This is a genomic window from Anaerococcus obesiensis ph10 (assembly GCF_000311745.1).
GTDB lineage: Bacteria > Bacillota > Clostridia > Tissierellales > Peptoniphilaceae > Anaerococcus > Anaerococcus vaginalis.
In genome coordinates, this window is the sequence record NZ_HE978531.1 from 1,010,301 (window position 1) to 1,029,702 (window position 19,402).

Annotated in this window: 17 protein-coding genes and 5 pseudogenes; 2 read left to right on the top strand and 20 right to left on the bottom strand. The window is 27.5% G+C overall.

Annotated features, from left to right (window positions below; genetic code table 11):
- Positions 1 to 306 precede the first annotated feature (306 nt).
- From HGAG_RS05115 to HGAG_RS12040, 10 genes and pseudogenes are all read right to left on the bottom strand, one after another.
- Positions 307 to 1,026, bottom strand: a complete 720-nt coding sequence (locus HGAG_RS05115; protein WP_019118182.1) for a hypothetical protein — start codon at positions 1,024 to 1,026, stop codon at positions 307 to 309.
- 79 nt (positions 1,027 to 1,105) lie between these two features.
- Complete coding sequence (locus tag HGAG_RS05120; RefSeq protein ID WP_019118183.1) at positions 1,106 to 1,984, bottom strand: hypothetical protein; 879 nt, start codon at positions 1,982 to 1,984, stop codon at positions 1,106 to 1,108.
- Complete coding sequence (locus HGAG_RS11700; protein ID WP_208853642.1) at positions 1,977 to 3,308, bottom strand: hypothetical protein; 1,332 nt, start codon at positions 3,306 to 3,308, stop codon at positions 1,977 to 1,979. Before HGAG_RS11700 ends, HGAG_RS05120 begins: the two co-directional genes overlap by 8 nt.
- A 176-nt stretch (positions 3,309 to 3,484) precedes the next feature.
- The gene (locus HGAG_RS11705) at positions 3,485 to 4,420 is read right to left on the bottom strand and encodes a hypothetical protein (RefSeq protein ID WP_019118185.1); all 936 of its coding nucleotides are present in this window, start codon (positions 4,418 to 4,420) and stop codon (positions 3,485 to 3,487) included.
- A gap of 692 nt (positions 4,421 to 5,112) precedes the next feature.
- Positions 5,113 to 5,597, bottom strand: a pseudogene (locus HGAG_RS12495) (DUF4256 domain-containing protein).
- A 636-nt stretch (positions 5,598 to 6,233) separates the two neighbouring features.
- A pseudogene (locus HGAG_RS10640) lies at positions 6,234 to 7,072 on the bottom strand (KilA-N domain-containing protein).
- Positions 7,073 to 7,529: 457 nt separating this feature from the next.
- Positions 7,530 to 8,528, bottom strand: coding sequence for a hypothetical protein (locus HGAG_RS10645; RefSeq protein WP_208853644.1), 999 nt, complete (start codon positions 8,526 to 8,528; stop codon positions 7,530 to 7,532).
- A 145-nt stretch (positions 8,529 to 8,673) separates the two neighbouring features.
- Positions 8,674 to 9,048, bottom strand: a complete 375-nt coding sequence (locus HGAG_RS11720) for a hypothetical protein (RefSeq protein WP_026074052.1) — start codon at positions 9,046 to 9,048, stop codon at positions 8,674 to 8,676.
- 1,005 nt (positions 9,049 to 10,053) lie between these two features.
- A pseudogene (locus HGAG_RS12500) lies at positions 10,054 to 10,122 on the bottom strand (GMP synthase (glutamine-hydrolyzing)); the annotation flags it as partial.
- 12 nt (positions 10,123 to 10,134) lie between these two features.
- Positions 10,135 to 10,287, bottom strand: coding sequence for a hypothetical protein (locus HGAG_RS12040; RefSeq protein ID WP_244263821.1), 153 nt, complete (start codon positions 10,285 to 10,287; stop codon positions 10,135 to 10,137).
- 239 nt (positions 10,288 to 10,526) lie between these two features.
- On the opposite strand from HGAG_RS12040, the gene HGAG_RS05155 reads away from it, so the two are divergent.
- Together HGAG_RS05155 and HGAG_RS11120 are read left to right on the top strand one after the other, a co-directional pair.
- Entirely contained in the window at positions 10,527 to 10,742 is a 216-nt protein-coding gene (locus HGAG_RS05155) for a helix-turn-helix domain-containing protein (protein ID WP_019118187.1), read from the top strand.
- Positions 10,743 to 10,937: 195 nt separating this feature from the next.
- Positions 10,938 to 12,182: a DUF4062 domain-containing protein gene (locus HGAG_RS11120; RefSeq protein WP_019118188.1), complete on the top strand. Its 1,245-nt coding sequence runs from the start codon at positions 10,938 to 10,940 to the stop codon at positions 12,180 to 12,182.
- A gap of 302 nt (positions 12,183 to 12,484) precedes the next feature.
- Here the strand turns inward: HGAG_RS11120 and HGAG_RS05165 are convergent, their stop codons facing one another.
- From HGAG_RS05165 to HGAG_RS05215, 10 genes and pseudogenes are all read right to left on the bottom strand, one after another.
- Positions 12,485 to 12,688, bottom strand: a complete 204-nt coding sequence (locus HGAG_RS05165; protein WP_019118189.1) for a P-loop NTPase family protein — start codon at positions 12,686 to 12,688, stop codon at positions 12,485 to 12,487.
- A 96-nt stretch (positions 12,689 to 12,784) separates the two neighbouring features.
- Positions 12,785 to 12,940 (bottom strand): hypothetical protein, encoded by a 156-nt coding sequence (locus tag HGAG_RS05170; RefSeq protein WP_019118190.1) that lies wholly within the window; start codon positions 12,938 to 12,940, stop codon positions 12,785 to 12,787.
- A 199-nt stretch (positions 12,941 to 13,139) separates the two neighbouring features.
- Positions 13,140 to 13,256, bottom strand: a pseudogene (locus HGAG_RS12505) (single-stranded DNA-binding protein); the annotation flags it as partial.
- A gap of 294 nt (positions 13,257 to 13,550) precedes the next feature.
- Entirely contained in the window at positions 13,551 to 14,021 is a 471-nt protein-coding gene (locus HGAG_RS05175; RefSeq protein ID WP_019118191.1) for a GNAT family N-acetyltransferase, read from the bottom strand.
- 83 nt (positions 14,022 to 14,104) lie between these two features.
- Positions 14,105 to 14,893, bottom strand: a pseudogene (locus HGAG_RS10660) (VirD4-like conjugal transfer protein, CD1115 family); the annotation flags it as partial.
- A gap of 710 nt (positions 14,894 to 15,603) precedes the next feature.
- The gene (locus HGAG_RS11320; protein ID WP_019118194.1) at positions 15,604 to 15,765 is read right to left on the bottom strand and encodes a hypothetical protein; all 162 of its coding nucleotides are present in this window, start codon (positions 15,763 to 15,765) and stop codon (positions 15,604 to 15,606) included.
- Between the two features lie 235 nt (positions 15,766 to 16,000).
- Positions 16,001 to 16,603, bottom strand: a complete 603-nt coding sequence (locus tag HGAG_RS05200; protein ID WP_019118195.1) for an HD domain-containing protein — start codon at positions 16,601 to 16,603, stop codon at positions 16,001 to 16,003.
- Entirely contained in the window at positions 16,596 to 17,294 is a 699-nt protein-coding gene (locus tag HGAG_RS05205) for an acyl-ACP thioesterase domain-containing protein (protein ID WP_019118196.1), read from the bottom strand. Before HGAG_RS05205 ends, HGAG_RS05200 begins: the two co-directional genes overlap by 8 nt.
- 1 nt (position 17,295) lies before the next feature.
- A complete protein-coding gene (locus HGAG_RS05210; protein WP_019118197.1) occupies positions 17,296 to 18,930 on the bottom strand; it encodes an ABC1 kinase family protein in 1,635 nt (544 codons plus the stop codon).
- A 7-nt stretch (positions 18,931 to 18,937) separates the two neighbouring features.
- Positions 18,938 to 19,378 carry a deoxycytidylate deaminase gene (locus tag HGAG_RS05215; RefSeq protein WP_004838093.1) on the bottom strand — a complete coding sequence of 147 codons (441 nt, stop codon included), beginning with the start codon at positions 19,376 to 19,378 and terminating at the stop codon, positions 18,938 to 18,940.
- Positions 19,379 to 19,402: the final 24 nt, after the last annotated feature.

The following is a 19,402-nucleotide window of genomic DNA, read 5'->3' on the forward strand; positions in this document are numbered from 1 at the left end:
GTTGTGTAAAATCAAGTAAAGCGCCATTCCTATAGGAACGGACAAACATTGATACATAAAAAATGTATCAACCCTTACCTTTTATCAGGATTTAGGTTGATACACAAAATTATTTACCCCTAATAGTTGCATTTAAGGATTTATTTTTATTTTAAAATCACATAGATAACACTTTTAAAACTTAATTTTTACTTTGATTTTAATAAAATATGTTTTTTACATTATAATAAATTAAATAAATTTTAGAAAGAAATCTTTTTAAAACCTGGATTTACTTGAATTATTTAAAATTTTTCCTGTCAATTACTAAAATTTTCTTATATCTATTTCATATATTTGCTTATCAAACAATACATTTATTACAAATATTTTATCAAATTTTATTCCATCTATTTCTTTAATTCTTTTTTCAAAAGCTAAAGATTCCTCTAATTCCGCAGTATAATTTATTAGCACTAATGAATTTTCATCGAATCTTCTATAATGGTTTAACTTTTGATTTTTTACTTTTACAGCATCTATATATTTATCTACTAATTTCCCAATCCAAAATACAGATGGCAAGTAGCAAATAATTCTTTGGTCTTCTATAATCATTTCATTTGGAAATAATGACTTTTGATATAAGTTGGTACATGGATCTAGCTTTCTATATTGTTCAATAGAGTGTATCTTTAGTATGCAATCTCCATTTTTATAATAGAAACTATCAATAAATTTATTTAAATCACATTTTATGTCCGATGAATATTTACCATTTATTATTTTATTAATAGATGCAAATTTTTTCTTTTGTATTGGTTTAATATCTTTCATTCGTATATATTCTTTTAAAGTTTTTCCTACATATTTAAAACTATCAATAAAATCATCAAATTCAACAATAGTAACCTCCACCCCTATACTATCTTCTTCAGAAATAAAGTCTGGACATTCTGATTTTACTAAGTTTTTATATCTAGTATCATATGCTTTTAAGTAATCTATAGCTATTTTCTCATTTATTTCTTTATTAAATAATTTCACTTTGACGACCTCTAAAATTTATTTCATGTAATTTATAAATATTTATTTTTCATTATGTAAAAATACATTAAACAAAGATTCATTTCCATAAAATATTGCTCAGCTTTGAAAATGTAAGTTCTCCTTTCTGAAATTTATCCCATGAATCTTCATAATCTATATTTTTTATTAATGCTTCTATTTTAAAATCCTTATTGAGTATATATTCCTCTGCTAGAACATGGTTAATCTTATTAAGCGCATATTTAAGCATTCTAATCTTAAATAACTTCATCTGTATTTCTTTATACAAAATATAACTATCTGAAAAACCATCTTTATCTAAGCTCCATCCTATATCTTTTGCTTGCTTAAGAACTCTTTTTCTGTTTTTATTTATATGCACATTAAAATCTGTTGATTCGTTGTTTATTAAATCTATGGAATTAAATGTTGTATCATATTTAGACAATCTTTTTACAATATTTGTAAAATAGTTTTTTTTAAATCCTAGGTCCTTTAAGTTAAATGTAATTAATGTTCCTTCACAAATGTTAATTTCAAAAATTTCATTCGAATTATTTTTATAATAAAATGTTTTTCTCTTAAGTACTCCTTTTACTTCTTCAATATGCAAAGCATTAATTATTTCATTAATATTTCCTTCTTTATCGACATTTTTTATATATTCCGGTCTTATAAAAATATACGACTTTCCATAAATAGCCATGCTATAAAGAACTCTCTCTATAACTTCGCCAAATTTATATGAAAAATCATAATAAAAGTCTACAAATAATTTAATAACATTAATATCATTAGGTTTAATTCTATAAAAATCTCTTGAGTTTAGGCTGTCTTTGCTTAAAGAATACTCATATCCATAAAATAAATCAGTATAAAATTTATTAGAATATAAATTATTAATTGGAGATTTATATATTTTTTTAATTTTTCTATTTATTCTTCTATTATTCATTTAAATCATCCTCCCATGAAAATCTAGTATGATACCTTTTTCCCTCAGGAAGTAATGGATTAACACATTTCACCCAAAATACCTCAGAAGGATCACTTGAAAATCCCATATCCAAAAAATTAGGGCAGAATGCTTTTATTAATTTACTATCTGTTTTTATTTCTTTCATAAATCCTTCGCTTTCAATTTCTATATTAGAAAACTCTCTTATTGCATTTTCAACAAATTGATTACGTCTTGTTTTTAAAATATCTCTTGCACCTATACCGAACATGAATTTATTACGTTCTGATACGAATTCAATCAACTTGCTTGCCAAATCTATCGACTTTAGCTCATTCTCTTCCATACATAGTATTTTTTTCGAAGCTTTTTCTACGATGCTACTCCATTCTTTATCTTTAAAAAATTCTCCCCACAATATTCCAAGTCCACCAATTTGCGCCCATTCAGCAATCGGATATGTAAATATATAATATGTGTACTCTATCCTATACAAGTCTTTGTTTTTTATAAAATCAGATCTAATATACTCCTGATATAAAAGCATCATCTTTGTAAGATTTTTATAATACCTTTCAAACTGCTTTTTATCTGAGTTTACAATAGATTCAACGATGTCTTCAGCAACGTGATTATAACATTCGCCCAAAAAGTCTGGATATTCTTCTATTCTATCCCAATTCTTTATTGCAAAAGCTCTTGATGATTTCATAAGCATCTCTGGGATATATTTTTTATAATCCAAAAACCTTTCCTCAACCCCTTCTAATCTACTCTCGCCCCATTTATCTTCAGGATCTAGATGATATATTTTTAAATTTTTTTCAACCTGATTTGCAAATTTATAAAAATTTGACAACTTAGAATCATATTCATAGAATCTAGCAAGTAAAATACATGCTTCATAATACATTTTTTTCTCAACAAAAAAACTGCTCAATGAATATGCATGTTCAATGCCTTCCTTAACCACATCAAACAATGAATTGACGTAAATAAATTCTTCTTTAGCTACAAATTGCTTTATTAGCCAATCAGGAGTTATACGATGACCCTCAATATATGCTTCAGTCAATATGTTCTTATATATTTCTATATACTCTCGTCCTCTTATTGCTTTTATAGATTTATATGATTTTCCAGTATCAATTCCATTTATTACTGATTTAACTATTTTATCAATATCAAAATTTTGAAAATACTTGCTTGATTCTAGAATTATATCTAAATATAGAAGAGAAATATACTCAACAATACCTACAAAAGAAATATTGTGTTCTATATTAATATTATCTGCTGAATTTTGAATAACATTTTTCAACCAATCTATTTGTCCAATATAATAATTTGCTTCTTTATGTTCAATTGCTGATTTGCAAATTGAGCTGAATAAAACAAAATAACTATATAAAATACCAAAATCATTCTTTTTTATCAAGTATTTAACACACTCACGATTTATCGACATCAACTCATCTTCAAACCAATAATTATCTATTACTTTTTTTGTACCAATGGTGTTCCTGTATTCAGCGCAATTGATACCTCTATATCATTAATAAGATGCCACTGTTTATATTTACATTCTCTTTTAAACCAAAATGAATCCTTAGAAAGATCACTTTTAATTAACCAATACTGCTCAATTAATTCTAGATTTGAACACATAAAATCAAGAACGGAAGAACTATCTGCAAATTCAGAATTACATCCATACTTTTGGATAGCTTTTAGTAACTCAATTTTATCTGAGGACATCTTCATAAAATAATTCTGATAGTTAACATCAGAAATGTACATTTTTTGTTTAAGTTGTTTAGAAACCACTCTTCTTAAAATAATGTACGTATCATCTGCAATCTTCAAAACATCCGATAGCTGATATATTCTATTTCCTGTTATTCCAAAAGAAATTACCACAAATATTGACCATATTATTAGCACACTTCCAGATATCCAGCCAACGTTATATTCCAATAATAATTTAACTAATATAATTATTCCAAAAATAATAAAACCACTAATGCTATTTAAGCATTTGACTGTTAATCTATCATATTGAAAGGCAAGAGCTATTTTTTTAGGAGCACTAGCATATTTTGTGGAATATATACTTGAAATATTAGAATAATACAATCCTAAAATTACACCAGAAACACTTAATTCTCCTATGATTACATCAGCAAATATATTACCATTAATACTATTTTTTATTCCATAGTCCAAAAGTTCACTATCAATTTTTCCTAAAATGAGCACTAATATAATTGCTTTAATCGCACCTGAAAAAAATTTACTGAAAAGAATTTCGGTAAATGACCTATATTCTTTGTATGACTGTCCGATATTATCAAAACGAAATTTAATTTTTTTAATTTTAAAAATTAAATTAATTATTTTTTCTTGAATTTTCCAGTATATTTTTGTTTTCAATTTTAACCACCTATTTCAAATTTAAATATAAAATCTCATCCTTTAAATAAAATCAAGTTGTCGTTAATCTTTTAAAACCTTATTTTTAGATTATATATTAAACTTACATTCAATTTTATTATTAACTTGGATGATGTTTAAAATATTTGTTTTACAATTAATAATTTTTACCCCTCTAAAATTACAACAATCTATCTTTATATTCTAGTCTAAATCTTGAAACAAAAGTTCCACTATTATTATTTTCAGTTGTTATAATTATGACACTAAAAATAGATACTCAATCATATAGAAAAATAAATAGCTATATATGTATATTTTATAATTATAAATCCTCTTTAATTAATTCTGTTTTTTCTAATATCACTAAATCCGTCTAGTTATAGGACATTTTTAGAATTTTAGTCCCATGCTAATATCGGATAAAAGATTTTAAATTTTTACCCCTCTCAGCTTCCCTATCAACAATCTTAAAAGAACCGTCATCAACTCCATCATGTCTTTTATAAGTTTTTCCTTTTCTATATAAATTGTAAAACGTACCATTAACTCCAGTTAATAAGTATTAAATACTCCTGATTAAGTTTATAAAATCATTTACTAACACATTTTAGTTATTGACATCTGGGTTTTCTGTTATTTTTTATCTCCAAGTTCAGTAAAATCTATTATTGCTAATAAACAAATTATTTCTATTCAATTTTTACGCAGGCCCTAAACCCTCTTGATTGATAATATGAATCTGCACCATTATGGTAGGTAAATGTTCTACCATATTTTTTGCCACAAAATAATGCCCCACCTAAGTTTCTTATATCATCTGGAGTACTTACCCAACTGCTTGTTTTTATATCAAAGTCTTCAAGGTTTTGAAGGGCATAGTATTCTTCTTCATTAATTAATCTTATCCCAATTTTCTTAGCTTCTTCATGAGCTGATGAAAGTGGTGGATTTTTTTCCTTTTTTCCCTAGCCCTTTTATCATAGCATAGGCTACGACAGTCTTTCGGACTTTCCTTTGCCATATCCACATAAACTAAGCCTCCAAAGACTTCCAAGTCTACTAAGTCAGGCTCTCCGCCTGTTTCTTCCATCTTTAAGATCCTATCATAAAGATTTTTATTAGACACAAGCAAGCTTTGAACAAAATCCCATTTTATATTTTTATGTCTATGCATATTTGCCTCGAATCTTTCTTCTGATGTTTGTAAAAATTTCTTTTCTTTTTTTCCATTAGGCTTTCTCCTTAATTATTTTTTATAATATTTAATCTATAATAATTTGTGCTACTGGTTTTAGTAGGTATTCTATCTCATTAATTGCTTAGTATAACTTTATGGACAAATAGTCTATTTTATCTTCTTCTTATGTGCTTAAAAAGATCTAAAATTCACGAGTTTTTATTTACACATAAAATCACTAATGTGATCTGGTGTAAACAACTGATTTTTATCAGAATAAGCTTTTTAATTTCTTACATAATATTGTTAAGATTTACTAAAATAGAATTATCCCTCTTAGTTATTATATCAAATGTGTATAGTTTAATTACTATCTAATATTTCGAAATATTTAGTTAAATTATATTTTGATTAATCACATAATTTATAATATAAAAACCGCAAGTTTAAAACTTACGGTTTAGTGTATTTTTTATTCCCATTCTTCTTTTCCAAACGTACGATATATCCCAAATCATTCAAAATACTAGGTTCTATTTTTTCTAATATCACCAAATCCACCTAATTATAGGACATTTTCAAATTTTTAGTCCCGTCCCAGTACCAGTACCGGACAATAACTCTATAATAATTTTACTTAGGTAGTTTTTTAATGTCTAATTGGTTTAATTTCTCTAAAGATATAAGTTGTGTCTTTGCAAGATTTCTAAGTTCAATCATTCTATCTCTTTGCTCTAATCCTTTTTCAATTAAAATTGCATTATAGGATTCCATATTAGCAAGTACTAATAGTTCATTAAGACTTGCATAGTCTCTCATATTTCCTTTTAAGTCCGGATTTTCTTCACGCCACTGTTTTGCTCTTTTATTAAAGAGTGAAACATTAAGCATATCTGCTTCACTTGCATATTTAAATGATAACTGCTCATCTGTAAGGTCTTTTAATAAATACTCTTTAATGGCATCTGTATGAATCTTATAATTGATTTTAGATATTTCTCTGTGTAGATTCCAAGTAAGAGATAGTTTTGAGTTTTCATCTTCTTTAAGTCTTTGATAATCTTTAATTATATAAAGTTCAAATTCTGCAGATATCCATGAAGCAAATTTAAAAGCTATATCTTTATGAGCATATGTGCCACCATATCTACCTAACTTTACAAATAGCCCTACTGCATTAGTGGTTTTCTGCCATTTTTGGGGTGATAAAGTAAAAGCGTTACTACCAGCCTCTTTTAAATACCCCTCGAATTCGAGGGGGTTAAAATCTGGATTATTAACTGCTCCCAAATACCAAGATATTCTATTGTATTATAGTTTCGCATCCAATTCGAAACAACTACATTGGGTTCTTCCTTGTTTTTATATTTTGCTATATCAGTAAGACTTATATAGTCATTTTTAAAATCTTCTGTATAAACCTGAATTGAAAATCCCTTAGCTGATATTTGATCTTTTTTAATTTTTGACAATATACTCCCTCCTTATTCTGGATTAATCTTTATTACTTGTATTATAACATAAAAAAAATGGCCAGGGCACCGTATGCTTCCTGACCTAACCTTATTACAAGATTATATCCAAAATCACTAATTGTCAAATTCTATAAGCCACTATTTACCCATATATATAATTTATTTGCTTTTATTGTACCCTATTTCCACTTTATTTTTCCATACAACTGATTATTCCATCAAAATTTCTATCACTTTCTTTTCAGTCTTATTCAAACCGACACTCAACCCGTCATTTTATTGTCGCATTATTTTTTTGTTTGCTAAATTCTATATAATATATACACTCAAAAAGACCACAGCTTGAAGCTACGGTCTAATTTTTTGTCCAAATGTAAAGTACTTGGAACTATTATTCAATTTATTCTTTTTTACAAATGTTCCCATTTTAATTCACATTGCTTATCTTTAATTATTATAATTCGTTTATCTTATCAAGTAAATAGTCAATCCAGAGCTTATCTTCAATTTTCCTTTGTTCATCTACATTGCAAACTATTATATTATCTATTTTTTCTATTATTAGTCGTTCTATGGCTTCTTTTTTTGAGGTATTTTTTCCTACTACTATTACTTTTTTATCATCATCATTAACCAATGTTCTTATAATCCCGTTAATATGCTCATCATCTTTATTAAATCCAAATCCTACTATAACAATACAATCAGCTTTTTTCCATTCTCTATATAAATCTACATATTCACAAGATTTAAAAATAGATGTTATAGGCTTTGTTCCACTTTGAGTAAATAATAAGGGAACAATAAATTTTCCTTTCAGTTTTTCTTTTGTATCTATTTTATTTAAGTATGGATCATACCACTGCTCTATTGATCCATTCAAATAGGTGATATCTTCATTTAGTTTATCTATAATTATCTTATTATAATTAGTTGTTGCTATCTTAGCAATTTTTAACTTTGATTTATCGATGCTATCCTTCAAATCATCATAATATCCCTTATCAGAGATACTTGATGGAGGATTCTGATTAATATAGTTTTTGACAGTCAATAAAAATATAGATATCTTGCAAAATTTTGCCCACTCGTCTTTAGGACAATACAAATAATGCCAATTAGAATCAATTAATGATTTATAATCTAATACAGATGAAAAAATATCTTCTAGTATACTCTTTGCAAAATATACTATTTTTGAATGATCATCTAAAGACTCTATTTTTTCTTTTTTAAAATTGTCGTATAAATATTCTACTCCTAATACACCTGATGATTGATAATTTAGCCTCAACACTTCACCTATATCATCTAATAGATCAATATCTTCATCTTTTTTATGAAATATATTATCATTAATATCTTTCACGAGACTTGATCCTAATGCTCCTATCTGTAACTGTAAAATAGAGATAATAATCTTTTTAAGTTCGAATTGCAAATTTTCTCCCATTATTTTATTCTTATATATTAATAATAGAGCTGAAAAATAGCTACTTTTGAATATACCATTACCTCTACTTAATGCATCATTAAAAGATATAACCGCATTCAGTTTACAATTACTTACTTGTCTACCTAATGTTTTACTTATAACATCATCTATCTAATGTTTTACTTATAACATCATATATGTCTTCTATCGTTTTTATGTTTTTTTTTACATTTTTAGCATATGAATCGAAATCATTCAAATTTCTAATTATAAGCTCACGCTTATGATCAAGAGTATCTTTGATTATTTTTTCAATTACCGATTTCCCATATGAACTTACACTTCTTGTTTTGTAATCGTCAGGCAACCAGTTTCCTGCATATGCAGTAGTGCCATCTATAGAGTTTCTCATTTCGATAAATTCTGTTTTACTAATAGATACATCTTGTCTAAAAATATCTAAAGCAAACTTCCCACCTATTGGAAAACCGTAACAAATCTCTGCTCCAGCACCAAACAAAAATCCAACTTTTTTCATAAATCCTCCTATTTGCTATATAATCAAAATTTTATCTTCTAACCTAAAAACTAAAAATACTATTACTTTTACTCATATTTTCAATTAAATACTATAGTTATTATCAACTTCTATTATAATTTCTTTACTACCTTGGCTTTAGTTAATCATCGTTATTTTTAATCAATTAAGAAATAGCCAGCATTCATCATATTAGCATATAACAATTCTCAGATTTTCGATAACGTTTTTACTTAATCATTTATTAAATTTTTAATATCTTCTATATTTAATATTTAACGTAAAATGTAATGGGACCATTTGTTACTCCTAATTTGTTTTATGGTTGAAAATATTATACTAGTTTAAGTTTCAAATAACATTTTATTTTCACACAATTATACAGACTCTATCATAATTATCAAGCAATAAATATAACGTAATTTCTATACATAAAATCAAAGATACATAACATTACATAAAAAATTTTTATCCTCAATCAATCCTATTACCATCACGCTTTTATTCGATTATTTCTATGATTTTCTTTTCGTGAAAAGATTTAAATATCCTTTCAAAAGATTCCCTCTTTGTTACACCTATTTTTTCTGAAAGTTCAATTTATTCAAAACTTATATTTTCTATCAAAATTTTTATCACTTTCTTTTCAGTCTTATTCAAACCGACATTTTATTGTCGCATAATTTACTTGCCTGCTATATAATCTAAATGTTTCCTCAAACATCCTGTTATAGTCTTTATATTTTTTTAATATTTAATTCAACTTACTTAATGATCTAATTTATAGTACCCTACATAATTATATAAAATCAAAATTTTTAAAATAAAATATGTACTCAAAAAGACCGCAGTTTGAAACTACGGTCTGATTTTTTGTCCAAATGTAAACCCCTCGGAACTATTATTTCAATTATTCTTTTTTACTTCCAGTACCATTTAAGTACCAGAAGCCATTTTTCATTCTCTTTATAGCTTGTAATCAAGCCATTTTAGAAAATTTTGCGATTATTCCCATTCAATTGTTCCTGGTGGTTTTCTTGTTATGTCGTAGACTATTCTTCCTACTCCTTTTACTTCGTCATAAAATCATAGATCTTCTGTACACTCCGTCTTATCTAATATTTTCATCATTGCTTCCAACGACTCTTTTACATCATCCCCAAATTCTTTACATAAGTCGATTCCGTAGTTTTCCAGTTCAAAAAATTCTGTCAGATATGTCAATCGTTCCATATCCATAAATGTCATTCTTTTTTCACCTGACAATAATGCTCGATTCCTTTTACCACATAGATTTAAAATTTTTCTCTTTCCCATCTCACATCCATTATACTTTTACCTCTTCTTGTTAAAAATAATTCCTTATAACGAATCATTATAAAATTTAAACTATTTAGAATCAATGTATATGTTTCTGTATTACGAAACTTTTTATTTTATAAGGGGAGTTCATCATTTAGCAAAAGATTAGACATGATATGGATATTGGTAAAAATATCCAAGCAATTCAATATGAAAACAATATGACTCAAGACCAGGTAGTCGCAAAGTTAAATCTTATGGGTATCTCCATCACCAAAAGTACCTATGCCAAACTGGAAACAAATCGCATGAACATTAAAGCATCTGAATTAGTTGCATTTGCAAAACTCTTTTATATCGATATCAATGCATTCTTTTCCAGCTTGCTATAGTTCGTCATTCCCCGACTCCCTATGTATATAATAGCATCTTTAAATATATATTTGCTAAATATAAACTAAAGTGCGGTTGATTTAACTGCTTGTTAAACTTTTATTACTATTACAAATATCATATTATAATATATAATATGACAACATTTTATATCTTATTGTTTGTGCAAAATTTTCGTTAAAGGAGTGATTACATTGGATAAAAAATATCAGATTTTTATATCTTCCACTTATAATGACCTTATTGAACCTCGTACCAAAGTTCGTGATGCAATACTTTCAATGATGAATTTCCCTGTGGGAATGGAAATGTTTAATGCTTCTGATGAAGATCAGTGGGAAATTATTAAGGAAACCATTGATAGTTCCGATTTTTACGTTCTTATTTTGGCTCAGCGCTATGGCTCTGTATTTGAAGAAGGACCTGACATTGGTATAAGCTACACTGAAAAAGAATTTAGATATGCGCAACAAATAGGTCTTCCAACTCTTGTTTTTATTATCCGAGACGATATCCCTTTAAAAAAAGAGTTTATAGAAGCAGATCCCCTAAAAAGTAAAAAGCTTGAAGATTTCAAAAACATAGCCAAACATGGTCGCACTGTTCAATGGTGGAGTTCTGCAGATGAATTAGCTAAAGAAGTCTCTGAATCTCTTCATAAAGAAATTAAAAGGAGAAAACGTCCTGGTTGGGTTCGTGGTAATGATTTTAACCTTAATGAAATATCTCTTGTAGATGATCAAAAACTTTTACAATTACAGCAAGGTATTAATTATGAACTCATCAAAAGAAATGGTGATATTAGACTGGCTTATGATTTTATAGATAATATTTCTGATAAAATTATTCATAATATAAAAAAGCAGACATATATTGATAATTTCAATAGGGAAATAGTTTTGGAAATCATTGACGATCAGTTAAAAGTCTCAATTACAACCCGAATTGAATATTTAAATATAAAAGAAGGAATTAACTATTATTCAAACAATCCAAGATTTGAAACTTTAGAACAAGCTAAAAGTTATCGACACGAAGAATACACTATCAATGGATTTGATTATTCTTCCCAAATACATACTTCCATTTTATGCGACAGCGAAAAAAGGCAATTCCCATATTCAATACAAAATCAGATGCCTTTAATATACGATGCAAATGTTATACTTGTACATAAAACTTCCCATATAATTTCACTTAAACATTTTTTTCATGTGTATCAATTAGTATTTCCATGTAGAAGCTTTCTAACAACAATAATAGTTAAAGGAGATACTAATAAGAAATATCAACTAAAAACGGGAACATTTTCTTCCTTCAATGTACACACCTACGAAAAGTATACATCTGAATATCGTAAAGATGATGTAAATACAATAACTATTGGAAAATGGGCTTTACCAGGCTCTGGATATACCGTTGCCTTACAGGCTAAATAAATCATAGAAAGGATTTCTTTTCTTATTCATTATTTATCCTCCCTTTTCTTGTCTCAAACCAGTGAAAGGGGACATATGATAAAAAATTGTGTATGACAATCTCCAAAGGACACATCAAAATCTTTCGTTCTCCCATTTCAGCAACTCCTTTTCAATGTTATTTTCTATATAAACGTCATACACATTTTTCCACATTATTTGTGTATATAGTACCTATATTCTATTTCATATTAACTGCATACACTCTATATACAGGTTTTTCTGTTGCACCAGTTTACATCCAAAATTATTAAATTAGTATTTCATAATAAGGCATTAGATATGCCAAGTCTTTGTTTCATACCCAAAGAGTATGATACAAATTTTTCTTTACCCCTATCTTTTAAACCTACTAATTCAAGTGATTTATCAATATCTTTATCACTTGTTCCATCAATTAGTTTTGCCATTAATTTTAAATATCCATGCCCAGATAGATTTCCATAAAACTTAGGAGCTCCTACCATAGCTCCTATATTTTTAATTGCTTGATCCCAATTTTTTATTACAGGTTTATCATTTATTAAAATCTCTCCAGAATCTACCCTTATAAGCTATATAAGTTATGTTATCATTCTATTAGCAGTTGTTTTCCCTCTCTTTTTTTCAAAAAAACTATAAACATTTACTCTAAATACATTCATATTTAAATTATTTATAATTTTTCTTTTAACATAAGATTTGTTTAGATATTTTATTTCAAGTACTTTCTTAGACATAACTTTCTCCTTTGATTATTTAATTATTAAGAGGTAAATCTAAAAAAATAAAAAAATCATAAATTTTTACTCATTTTAAAAAAATAATCAATAATATAGTATTTTATAAGTCATTAAAAGCTAAAATAAACCTGCAACAATTGCAGTTGCAACTTCCTTTAAAATACAACTCCAGCTGCGAAATTCTATATTATTTCTCCTAGTTTTCTTGTCTTTTTTCTATTTTGTTTAGTGATTTAACTATAAAATTCTTGTAGATCTTATCTCCTTTTTTGTTTTCTTTGAAATATCCAAAGACATGGATTAGATCTCCTTTTTAAAATTCTGAAAATCCAGCTTCTTTAACTAAATTTGCATTAAATTTATCATTTCTCTATCAATTAATTTCTTATCATTGATATATAAATTTCAATTAAAAAAGCGACTGAACTTATATTTCAATCGCTAAATGTCTTATATATTAAATTTATATTAAATTGTTTTAAGTGAGGCTTCTTATCCTTACCATTTAAACCTCCTAATTTTGAGTATAAAAAAAGACGATAGAGTTTAATTATCTATCATCTCCTGCGTTTCTATTTAATTATTTGGCTCGACAAACTGAGATTTGTTAAGCTCTTTTTATCATTAATGGGGAGCCATATTCATCTATTCCATTGTCAGAGAAACCAAGCGATGTCCAAAATCTATGCGAATCCTCTTTTGCGTAGTTAAGGGCGTAATAAATTGCGCCGTCGTTTTTTGTGTATTCCATAAGCGTTTGGAAACATTTGTGTCCTGTCCCGTTCCCTCTATACTCTGGGAACACCCAAAAATCAAGAATGAAACATTTTCCGTCCTCGCTTTTGTAAGTGCAGTACTGAGAAGCGCCTATTTTAACTCCATCACGCACAAAATATACCATGTGTAAAGTGTCCAGAGTGCGCAACATATGACTTTGCAATACATCTCGATACTCCGCGCTCTGGAAGTATTTCTTTTCTTCCTCTGTCGTTATAAACCCGTCATTTACCAAATACTGAAACTGAATATCCCAATACTCGTTGATTTTTGAAACAGGTATCTCCTGAATGAATATCATTTCAACATCCCCCTCAAATTCTAATTTATCTAGTTCTATTATATAATATAGTCCCTCGTATGTGTAGACTCTTACAGTAAATATTACAATCCTGTTATCACTGTATTACCATTTATCTTAGCTTTGCCCTTTCGCGTAATATACTTTTCAATATCAAAAACATTTTTCTTATCATAGTCTTCCAATAACTTATAATTCTTATGTTTTGTAATATCAAATTTATCAGATAAGAAAGGTCTTACTCCTCTTAGTTGGTAGATATATTTTACACAATCCATTACAGTTATCTCATCTTGGCTCATAAGTTCTTTACCAGTTTTTTGGTAATTTAGACCAAAAGATTTTTGATTTGGTCTTGTTTCTGATGTGTTATTTAAGTCTATAGTTTCTTTTCATAATGTTTCTGATAATCTTTTAATGTTTTTTCTCCTAGAAAGAGTGTGGAATCACAGTTATCAACTATTGTATCTGCATTTTCTTTATAAATTTCTTTTAACTGAGATTGTTCTTGCAGTATTATACTTGCTTATATTTTTCTTAAACGAATTGTTGCAATCAATTTTTTTAAATTTAGGAATTAATCCTATATTTGCAAACTCATCAAGTAGACACCTAACATGAACTGGAAGTCTTCTACCATACACATCATCTGCCTTATCACATAGTAGATTAAATGATTGAGAATACATTATTGAAACTACAAAGTTAAAGGTATCATCTGTATCTGATATTATTACAAACAAGGTAGTTTTCCTATCTCCAATTTTATCAACTTCTAGTTCGTCTTCGCTCATTAGTTCTCTAAGCTCTCTTATATCAAAAGGTGCAAGTCTTGCTCCACAAGATATTAGAATTGACTTTTCAGTTTTTCCAGTAACAAAATGTCAATAGTTTTTTAATCACTTTTTTCAAAAAGGCAAAAAAATAGAACGTATAGATTATTTCCATACGCTCTATCTCACATTTCATATTAAATTTTGTATTCTACAAACTTGAAGTTTCTTAAATAATATAATTAACTATTCCATAAATCAAATGGCATACCATAAATATTGAAATAGGTATAACAGCAATCATATTCTTTCTTTCAATAGCGAAAAACAGAAATACCAAGCATGGAAAAATAGTCAAACCCAATATAACAATGCCATTCGTCACACCTACATAATAAAATATCCAACATGAAAAATACAGTAGACAACAAATAATTGTGGCCATAATAAATCGTGTGATACTTATTTTTTTACGGTCTTGATTAATGAATATACATAACGACATTACCATTAACACCTGACATATAGATGCTATTACATCTACTGTTTTTGTAATTGACTCTCCCCTTAAAATATCATTCGGTGCTGGAACTGCGAACCAAATAAAATTGGGAATCATAATAATAATAAAAGTAATCAATCCCCATATATCAAAACCTATTTTGTATTTTTTTATCATCTCAACATCTCCACAGATTCAAATTTGTTACTCTCATAATATCATATTTTTTCTTCAATTACATCCACCTAATTCTAATACACTGCCATTCGGCTTGCTTCTGTAACCATCACATCCAGTTGATCTTCTCCTACATTGTTTCCTTTGCCTCTTCATCTAAATGATAACGGACAACATAGACCATCTGCCCGATTTTCTTTGTAAATGTGTTCCCATCTGTTTGTGTATTCATCATCTTTTCCATAATCATTTTTTCCTTTCCTTTTAGATCCCTAGCAGAGAGCCATTTCATTGGTCTCTATCATGGTAATATTTACAACTCCATTTAGTATGTGATAAACTATGAGTGTCATTTAATACCTCATTGATTTTTTTATTTTGCAGTTGGCAGACCGCAAATTTATTATATCACTGAGGTATTTTTGTTTGGTTATCATTGCTAAAGCTATACTGACTCCCAAGTCTAACTGAGGGGGCTTATACAAACAAAAAACGACTCTTTCAAATCGTATTTGCTTTGAGTCGTTTTATTTTTTTATATTTTTATTTGTATAATATTCTATTGGATTTTTTAATTTATTTTCAAAATATTTTTGGTAGCTTTCTAGTATTTTTAATCTTTCTTTTTCGTATGGAATTTTTTTGTATTTTTCTTTTAAATATTTTTGATATTTTTCTATTCCTATATATTTATCTGTGATTGAATTGTCTAGCACTTGGATTAGTTTATCGTAATCTGTGTAGGTGTAGGATAGGAGAAAATTTTTTATTATTTTTTTATCTTTTTCTTCTAGATTATCTTCTCCTATAAAGGAGTCTATATCTTTTATTATAAAGGAATGGCTAAGATTGGTTTTTGCTGGAAAAAAATATGATTCTTTTCTTAAAATATAAAATCCTCTTATATTTTTTTCTAAATTGTTTTTATTTTCTTTTTTCCCAATTTCAAAAAGTGAGCCACAAGCAAAGGCTATGTCTTTGTCTAGTCCTAATTCTTTTGCCATCATTTTTGCTGTTTTGCCTATAATTTTTGATCTTCTTACCCAAGCTCCTATATTTTGGTTATCTTCTATTAAATAATAATTTATTTTGTCTTTGTTTGGAATGTTTCCGTAATTTTCTTTATACATTTCTTTTTACTATCTTTCCGTAGGTATAAATTTTTTTGTCATCGTCTACAAATCTATATGAAATTTCATTTTTGTTTTTGGATTTTTCTCCAAGTATATATTTTTTATCTCTTATTTCATTTTTATAAACTATATTTATAAATTCTATATCTTGGTCTTTGACTTTTGTAATTTCTCTTAATAAATCCATGTAGGATGCGTTATTCACATGATAATTTGTGTCTATATCTGTATATCTTATTTGAATTTTTTCTAAATTTGTAAATTTATCGCCATATTCGTGTGATTTTTCTTCATATATGGCTTTTTCTTTTTGGTAGGCTTTTGCTATTTCTTTTGGAATTTTTATTGGTCGCATTTTTTTAAGGTCAAAAAGCAAAAACACGCAATAGGCTTCTACAATTTCTTCATCATTTCTTTCTATGATAAAGTTTCTGTAAGCGTAGAATTTTTTCATATCAATGGCGAAGGTGGTAATTTTTATTTTATCTTTTGCTTTTATGGGCTTTTTGATTTTTATATCCCAAGAATAAACTATCCACCTCTTATCTTCCATGATTTTTCCATCTTCTACTTCTTCTGCTTGATCAAAGGATACTTCAAACATTAAAGACAAAAGATATTTATTTTTTAAATATCCCTCGCTATTTGCAAGAAATCTTTCTACTTCAAATTCTTTTGTTTTTCTCATTTTATTCCTTTCTGTATATATTTTTGATTATGGCAAATGCCATAAAAAATCCCAAAAATAAACTTGTTACCAAGAGTGCTTTTAAAATATTTTTATCAATTTCTACAAATGCCAAGCCAAAAAGTGATGATGCAATTATTAGGCAAAGTCCTAGAAAAATTATAGCTTGTGTTTTTTGATTTTCAGTTTTTTCATAGGACTTTCTTTCTTCTTCGCTTTTTTGGTCGATTATCCTAAAATCTCCTCTTGCTAGTTGCCTTAAAATATTTAGGGTTGTTTGTGGAAATTCTTTTATTAATGAGTAGGTATCATACATTTTTGGTCTTATTCTATCAATAACTAAGTCTGGACTAAAAATTTTAAATACCATAGATTTTGCTATTGGAAGGGCAAGTTCTAGGAATGATTCTTTGTAAACTAATTTTTCGATTAAGCCTTCCAAAATTAAAACTGTTTTTGCAAAATTTGTAAGCTCTGATGGTATTTTTATGGAATAATCCACCAAAAGCGTATAAAAATCTCTAATCAAATCTGCAAGTTTCATTTGATTTAGGCTCATCACCATGTATTTATCCAAAAGTTTTTGTATTCTTTTTTCAAAATCTCCAATTTTTTTGGAATCAAATTCCAAAAGTCCCATGCCAATTATGGCATCAGTTATAAGTTTTACTTCATTAAAACTTGCTCCCAAAAATATTTTCATTATTTGATAGCGATAATTTTCCGATAAATTTCCAACAATACCAAAATCTATCAAATAAATATTTAAATTATCATCTACAAAAATATTTCCAGGATGAGGATCAGCGTGAAAATATCCATAAGTAAACATTTGATTTACATAAGCTCCTATGATTTTTTCAGCTAATTCTTTTCTAATATCTGACCTTTTTTCATAAACTGACCTTATAGATTTGCCATCAATGTATTCCATTGTCAAAACTTTTTTGCTTGAATATGAATCATAGACGTCAGGAGAAAGGAGGTCTTTTTTTTGAATATTTAATTTTCTGTATTTTTTTATATTATTTTTTTCAACTTCAAAGTCAATTTCTCTAATTAGGGAAAGAGAAAATTCTTGGATAATTTCTCCAAAATTAAAAGATTTTATTCCTTCAAGTTTTATTTCGAGTTTTTTATAAAGATCATTCATTATTTTCAAATCTTCAACAACTCTTTTGTCCATATCTTTTCTTTGAATTTTGACAACAACTTTTCTCTCAAGAGAGCCGACCTTTATAGTTGCCAAGTGGGTTTGGGCAATTGAGCCTGATGCAAGTGGTTTTTTTTCAAATTCATCAAAGACATCATAAATATCTTTTGAAAATTCTTCATAAAAAACTTCTTTTATATTTTCAAAATCTTCTTCTTTTACATCATCTTGTAATTTTTCAAGCTCTGTAATTATATTTTCTGAAAATATATCTCTTCTTGTAGATAATAATTGTCCAAATTTCACAAAAACAGGTCCCAATTCTTCGAACAAGCTCCTCAAATTTTTGCCAAAATGACTTTCAAGCTCGCTTAAATCTTTTGAATTTTCTCCCTTATTTTTCAAAAGTTTTCTGCCGTCCAAAATAATATTTAGACTTATAAATTTTTTTATTATCTCAAGTTTTCTTTTTTTGTATCCCATTTTATTCTCAATTTCTATTTTCTATCTTTTCATATTTTATTTTATTTTTCTCCAAAAGTTCTATTGCATAAGGATCAATTCTATAATCATTTGAATAATAAATTTCTTTAATGCCCGCTTGAATCAAACTTTTTGTGCAATTTAGGCAAGGAAAATGAGTTACATAGCAAATAGAATTTTTGACAGGAATTCCTTCTTTTGCACAATACAAAAGCGCATTCATTTCTGCATGAATTGTTGCAATACAATGACCATCTCTCATCGTATGCCCTACTTCATCGCAATGCGGATTTCCTTTTATTGAACCATTGTAGCCTGTAGAAATAATTCTATTTTCGCCATTTACAAGAACGCAACCAACATAAGCCCTGTCGCAAGTTCCCCTAAGAGCAACCATGTGAGCAAGTTTTATAAAATATTCATTCCAAGTCAACCTATCTTTTGCCATAATTTCACTCCTTAATTTTTTTCT